4 protein-coding genes and 1 pseudogene are annotated in these 7,005 nt (G+C 52.8%); 1 reads left to right on the top strand and 4 read right to left on the bottom strand.

Going from position 1 to position 7,005, the window contains the following annotated elements:
- Positions 1-3: 3 nt before the first annotated feature.
- Together ACT3RQ_RS16170 and ACT3RQ_RS16165 are read right to left on the bottom strand one after the other, a co-directional pair.
- A complete protein-coding gene (locus ACT3RQ_RS16170) occupies positions 4-1,083 on the bottom strand; it encodes an IS110 family transposase (protein ID WP_444680889.1) in 1,080 nt (359 codons plus the stop codon).
- Between the two features lie 293 nt (positions 1,084-1,376).
- Positions 1,377-2,242: pseudogene (locus ACT3RQ_RS16165) on the bottom strand (IS3 family transposase); the annotation flags it as partial.
- A 1,217-nt stretch (positions 2,243-3,459) separates the two neighbouring features.
- On the opposite strand from ACT3RQ_RS16165, the gene ACT3RQ_RS16160 reads away from it, so the two are divergent.
- Positions 3,460-3,711 (top strand): hypothetical protein, encoded by a 252-nt coding sequence (locus ACT3RQ_RS16160; protein WP_444680888.1) that lies wholly within the window; start codon positions 3,460-3,462, stop codon positions 3,709-3,711.
- A 371-nt stretch (positions 3,712-4,082) separates the two neighbouring features.
- Here the strand turns inward: ACT3RQ_RS16160 and ACT3RQ_RS16155 are convergent, their stop codons facing one another.
- A complete protein-coding gene (locus ACT3RQ_RS16155) occupies positions 4,083-5,147 on the bottom strand; it encodes a phage portal protein (RefSeq protein WP_444680887.1) in 1,065 nt (354 codons plus the stop codon).
- Positions 5,144-6,934, bottom strand: a complete 1,791-nt coding sequence (locus tag ACT3RQ_RS16150; protein ID WP_444680886.1) for a terminase large subunit domain-containing protein — start codon at positions 6,932-6,934, stop codon at positions 5,144-5,146. The genes ACT3RQ_RS16155 and ACT3RQ_RS16150 overlap by 4 nt, the downstream gene beginning before the upstream one ends.
- Between the last annotated feature and the right edge of the window lie 71 nt (positions 6,935-7,005).

The following is a 7,005-nucleotide window of genomic DNA, read 5'->3' as shown; positions in this document are numbered from 1 at the left end:
GTGTCAAGTGGCGATTTGCGTCTGATTGATCTCCCGATGACGGCTGCGCAGCACATAATAGAGCTCCCGGGCAATATAGCGTTTCAGGCATCGGATGGCTTCCAGCTTGGAGTGACCCTCTCCCACCCGCCGGGCAATGTATGCCTGAGTATCGGCATCCAGACGTAGCCGCCCGATAGCGATGATATGCAGCGCACTATTGGCGGCGCGATCGCCACCCCGGTTGAGCCGGTGCTGCTGCGTCTTACCTGACGAGGCAGGAATAGGACTAACGCCACATAGCGCCGCAAAGCTGGCTTCTGAGCCAAGGCGGTCCGGATTGTCGCCTGCCGTGATCAGTAGCTGTGCGGCCGTCTCGTAGCCTACTGCCGTTCGCGACACCAACTTTGGTGCCAGCTCATCGACGATAGCCTTGATCATGACGTCCAAATCGGCAATCTCGTCGTGCAGTTCCAGGTAGCGGCGCGCGAGGGATTTCAGGGCGATGCGGTAAGCCATCGTGACATCCCGGTACCCGTTCAAATCGGGTCGCCATGCCGCCAGTGTCCGAAGCAACTGCATTCGCGTCATGTTCCTCAACAGATCGCGCAGTTCTTCTGGCGCCGAGACCACTTGAGTCTGGATCATCTGGAGGGCCACACGGCGAGCCGCGACCGCCGTTTTTCGGCAAACCTTCAGGACACGCAAGGACTCGATCATCCCGTCACGTGTCTTCGGGGTGACAGTGTGAACACCCGCATAGGCCGCATGAGCGGCATTCTCTGCATCGATTGCGTCATCCTTGCCGCGCTTGCGCCGTACGGTCTTATCGGGTGTCGTGACTTCCAAGATAGTGATGCCTGCGCGCTGTAAGTAGCGCAGCAGACCAGCTCCATAGGTGCCGGTGCATTCGATTCCCACCCGGCTGAGCTCGCCGAAGGAGCGCATCCAGGTCAGCATAGTCTTGTAGCCATGCCGGGTGGTAGGAAAGCTGGCGGTGCCAAGCACACGGTCATGGGCATCCACGACGGCGGCTACATGCAGCTCTTTGTGGGTATCAGCACCGCCGATAATGACGGAGCGATCACTTGGTTGCTGACTCATAGTGGATCTCCAAGCTATTGATTCAGGATGGCTTCACCGAGATCGATAGCCTGGACACGACAGTAATGAGACAGGCTGTCAGGCCCTTCTTGAGTCACATGCTTCGACGAGGCGAAACCTCGCCGCCAGTGCTCCCGGATCACCGACAGGTCCAAGGAAAGACACACTAGCCGGGTCGATCGGAATGTGGGTCAGGAGACCCAGGAGCCCTCACGGCACCAGGTCTTCAGAATAGGTCGATTACTATAAGTGTCGGATCAACCCAGAAACACCTGGCACCTTGTAGTCTTACTATCGGAATGGAACATAACGCTCTTCGGCTGACCACGTTGCTCCCAGGCGTGATCCAGCGCTTTCACAACAAGACCTGCATCCGGGCTGGACGACATGGCCCAGCCAACAACACGACGAGCATAAAGATCCAACACAACGGCCAGATAGTTCCAACGCTGGCCACTCCAGATATAAGTGATGTCACCACACCAGACCTGATTGGGCTGGTCTGGTGTGAATTTGCGGTCAAGATGGTTCGCAATATCTGGTCGCTCAACGGTGGCCTGCTTGTAAGCATGAGGGCCCGGCTGCTTACAGATCAGCCCCATTTCGCTCATCAAACGCCGAACCTTGAAACGACCAATGGTGACGCCTTCTTCGTTGAGCAAGCCCTTGATCGAGCGGCTGCCAGCTGAGCTGCGACTCTTTTTGAAAAGACGGCTTACCTGAGCCTTTAAGGCCAATTGCTCAACATCCACGCGGTCCCGCCGCTGGCGGTACTCGTAGTAACTGGAGCGGCTAATATCAAACGCGTTACAGACCATTTCAACAGGCATTTGCTCACTCAACTGGTCTATCAGCGCGTACGATTCATGTCGTCCGACATCAAGAGAGCAGTAGCCTTTTTTAGGATGGTTTTTTCCATCTCAAGGCGTTTGCAGCGAGCCTCAAGCTCCTGAATACGCTGCTGTTCTGAGGTTAACGCTTTACCCTTGGGCGTTACCCCCTGACGCTCGTCCGCAAGTTGGTGAACCCAGCGTCGGAGGGCACTTTCTCCGACGCCCAACGAGGTACAAGCTTGGGAATAGCTGTACCCTTGATCTAGTACCAGGCTGGCAGCTTCCTGCTTAAATTCAGGCGAAAAAGTACGTCGTTTCTTGGTCATCAGACACCTCGCTTATGGTGGCAATATTACCACCTACGTTGGTGTCCGGTTTTATTGAACCACTACAGTTCGCGACTCATTCCATTATCTTTGCGATCATTAGCCATGATTCATCTCCTTTTCATGCTTTCGGCAAAAACATATCAATCATTAACTCGATTAACCAATCGAGTAATTTGAGCGTAGCTAACCCCAAAGCCATTTCAAGAGATACGACAGATAATGGAAATCTTTAACCTTTGTCACCACGTTGTTTTGTTGTTATTAAAATACAGCACTAAGATAAAACAACACGGGATTAACAACGCTTGCTTCTACCGTAAGCAGAGACATAAAGAGAACATATCCCCTTACTATTTAACTTACGTAATTTTTCCGTATAACTATTTTTTAGATCAAGCTGGAAGTAATAGAGTGAAAGCGATGGTTAAAACAATCTTCTTGCATACTCACGAGAATTAGTTGGGCCATGGTGCCTCCTGCTCCTGTTTTTGCAACTGCGGGTCGCCAAGGTGAGAAAAATGAATACCGGCGCTGCCCAAGCCAGAAATAGTGATCAAGCCGTCATCATAATGACTATTTTTTATTTATCGAAACCCAGCGTAACGATTACAAGCCATTGAAAAAAACACTATACAGGTTTAATGCAAGAGAATGCTTACAAAAATATCAGCGATAGACTACATCATTCCCTACTAAAGCCGTTAGAATCGTACCTGCTACGGATCGCAGTAGCTCACTTGAGTCGCGCCAGCCCATGGAAGGGTTTCGGAAAGCAATATGCGAAAGGATCAAGGACGCGCGAAAGGCCACGGACGGCCTCATCATCCATGTTAGATAACCTCTGCTACATCGTTTTATCCCGCCATTTTCAGCACCAACCTTACTCATATTTTTACCAGTTCTCATCGCGCAAACTAATAGACGTTATGCCTGCCTTTATCGTTACTTCTTTATGTTTATTTTTATAGCACGCACAAAAAAGCCGCCCTTTCGGACGGCTTAATCTAATTCTCTAATGTGTTGCTTTTAACCATCTTCTGATGGTGCCGACACCAGGAGTCGAACCCGGGACCTACTGATTACAAGATATAAAATTTAAACATTAAAATCAGCCACTTAAAATAAAATCATCTATGCAAAAAATGCTAGTGACTACTTTGTAAATCATTGGTTTAGGATAAGGTGCTATGTAGAAAATCAAGCCGGGTTACTACATGAAATTAAAGAAATTTACCTACTCGCTACGACATGCCGAAAATGGCGGACACTACGTTCAATTTGATATCCGCTCACAAAACAACGGCGCCAAGATCGGGCTAACGCCAGAGGATACCGAAGAGCTTTGGCTTACCTGTGCAGAAATGCCCACCGTGGTTGCGGATCTGGTCGATGACCGAACTTGGGAAGCCCACCGTAAACCCATACTTGAAATGCTCGCCGCGCACTACGTCACGACGTCTGATTAACCAGTGCAACAACTGCATAATTGCGCATGAAAACGCATAAAAATATTGCCCCTTATAACCGCCCTCCCGCCCAGTATCTGCGCGGCCTGGGCCCCTGCCGCAACACTGCATAAAAACCACTACATTTAACGCGCGGGCGGGGCGGGGTGACGATAGCGCGGCGTGGGTCGTGGCCGTTGGTGGGTAGGCGGGCCGCACAGCACGCACAAGGCACGTTATCGATTAATGTGAGGAAGGGATAGGAAAAGAATAGAGCCGCTTACAACGAATAATAGAGCTAATCATAAGACTAATACGACTCATTTAAAATTCTACTCATGTGTGCGCATAAAAAAAACCGCCCGGGTGGGCGGCTTCGCTTTACGGTGCTGTCAGACGGCGTCGGGATCTACTAACCGGTAAGGGTCGAACTTCACCACCTCTTCACCAACGTGCTCGTTGATCTCTCTCATGGTCGCCTGCAGTGGTTCCAGCTCGTTAGCCACAAACACGCGCGCGGCTTTCTCAATGTCACCAAAGCCGCCGGTATTTTGCGGGATGATGCCCATCAACTGGGGTGGGATACGATGCCCTGCGAGCTGATCGTCTCGCGTAATATTCTTGATGTTATAGAACTCGTCTTTAGCCGCCACTTCTGACACCGGGATGATCTGAACCCCATCTTTCTTACCACGCGGTGAGTAGAGAAATAGGTTGCGGAAATTCCCCGGCCCCTTTGAATCCTTCAACGCTTTGCGCATGTCATCGATGTCTTTCTGATCATGAGCCGGGTCATTAACGTACATAATGAAACCAGCGTGCGAGCCATTGAGATAGTACCGGCGCCGGAAGAGTGTCGCGCTCTCATTCAGCCAGGCGCTTTGCAAGCTGCCGATATAGTCCGGCACGCCGTATATGCTTTGATCAATGTCCGGCTCCAATAAATGGATGGTCCGTCCTTCCGGTAGTTCGGCGCGCTCCATGTAGTTGGGCACCCACCAATAGCGGTCATTATCACCGCGACGAACGTACTTAGCCGCGCGATGCTTCAACGCCAGCCGCCGCCCAAGCCGCCCTTTCACTTCCTCAAGATACCCATTACCAAACACCAGATAATCTAAAGCCAGGCCACTAAAATCGCGGCGCCTTAGCAGCGGGTTAGGCACAAAGGTTTTCAATAAAATATTCCGCTTCACCTGCATCGCGCTGCCGTGGTGCGGGGTCGCGCGGTAGCTCTTGGCCAAGATGCTCAGCGGGATCGGCGGCTCGTACCACTCATCAGGCGTAAGCCAAACCCCCTCATACCAAACGTCTCGCATGGAAGTGACCGGCTCCGGATCGCCAAACGTGAACGCCTCCATTCGCCCGCCATCGGTGGCCACCGCCGGGGCGGCCTTCTCAGTCTCATAGGCATACACACGGTGGCGCGGTTTGTCCGCAGCGGTAGTCGTCGTCATTCGTAAATCTCCATGATGGATTTTCCAGAGCCTTCGCTAGTGGGGCCGTCGATAGGCTCGAAATGTAGGGCGTGCATCGTTGCCCACGCTAAATCGGCGTGCCCGGTCGCCTTATTGCGACCTGATACGTAAGTGAATTGGCGGCCAGATCCGGTTAGTTCTTTCTTGATAGCCATAAATGAAGCGGCCAAGTCAGACCAGCCCGCGTCAAATTCCAAACGGTCTTTTCTCATGATCTGCTGTGCCTGCATGACCATTTGAGTTTTCAGGGCAACGTCATAGCGGTATCTGATAACCGTGGGGAACCACTTTTCGACATACTCGGCAACAGCACCGCCGATGCCGGTGGTATCAATACCGATATGGCCAATGTTGTATTTGTCGCGGAACGCTTCGATAAACTCGGCTTGCTTCTCGTAGTCCTGCCCCTTGAGCCGGTGCCGCTCGAGCACGCGGTGCTTTTCATCACTAGATTGAGCCGGTAGCACTACGACCAGCCCAGCACCGTCGCCATCCTCTCCTTGGCCGGTCGGGTCGTAACCAATCCAGACTTCACGATCCCCAACAGGGCGCGGGGCAAACGGCCGGTAGTCGTCCCACACTTCCCAGCTATCCACCATGCACGCCTTCATCGTCGCCAGCGGGAACGCGCTCTGGCTATCATCGACGAAGCCACACATCAGTAGGTTGTCGAACTCTTCCGGCGAGTACTCCATGCGCAGCTGTTCAAGGTCGAAAAGATCACAGCCGCCCTCGATAGCATCCAGCACCGTCACGATCTGCCGCCAGTGGCCATCCGGGCACAGCTTCCCGTTTTTCAGTGCTTCATGGCTGACATCGAACTCGGCGCGCTCACTCTTCTTGCGCCGCTTATTGAACAGATCGCCATTCCAGAACGGATAACCCTCATGGCCAACGCTCGACGGCGTAGAAAAATACGTCTGCCGCCACTTCTTGTGCATGGCCATGCCAGACGTAACTTTCCGGAACTCAGCAAACCGATGAATCCAGAAATACTCATCCAGATACACGTCACCGTGATAGCCCTGGGCGGTTTTGCTATTCGTGCCTAGAAAGTGCAGCTCGGCGCCGTTGTCCAGAACGATGGGGTCGCCCTTAAGCTCGACGTCGCAAACCTCTTTAACGAACTGCACGATGTAGTTGCGGAAAATATGCGCCTGGGCACGGCTGGCAGAAAGAAAGATCTTGTTACGCCCGGTTTTAAATGCATCGACGATGGCCTCGCGAGCGAAAAACCACGTTGCGCCAATCTGGCGGCTTTTGAGGATATTACGGATGCGATGCTTATGACCCGCCTCAAGCCAAACCTTCTGATACTCGAATAGAGAATCAAGAAACGCGACTTCTAGCGCTTCCATTAGCTCTTCATCCAACGCGTTACGCTTTGGCTTGCGTTTCGGCCCCGCGTTACGCGCTTCAATTTTTGGGTTTAAATCCGCTTCGTTACCCGTTTCGTCATACTTCCGAACCCTGGCAAGCCGCTCCATTTGCCGCCCAAGCAAATCAATCTCTTTATAGTGCTTGCCTTCTTTTTCGGGCAGCGCGATAAGCTGAACCATCCGCGCCTCAAGCGAGTGCTCAACGCGTTCGGTCGGCGTGGCATCTTCCCAACGGTCACGCGCTTTCCAGCTATGCACCGTCGCAGGTTTCTCGTTAATCACCTCAGCAATACGCGCGACTCGCCACCCCTGCCAGTACAAATGGCGGGCGGTCATTCGCGGTGCTTCCTCGGCGCTTAAAATCGGGGTGGGGGCTGTAGTCGTCATGCCGCCAGCGTACCCGTCGCGCGCGATGCCCACGCCTGCCTCTGCTTGTCTTGCCTCCCCCGCACAACGCC

The sequence above is a fragment of the Halomonas sp. AOP43-D1-4 genome (assembly GCF_052446175.1).
GTDB classification, from domain to species: Bacteria; Pseudomonadota; Gammaproteobacteria; order Pseudomonadales; family Halomonadaceae; genus Vreelandella; species Vreelandella citrativorans.
This window is presented reverse-complemented; position numbering and strand designations above follow the sequence as displayed.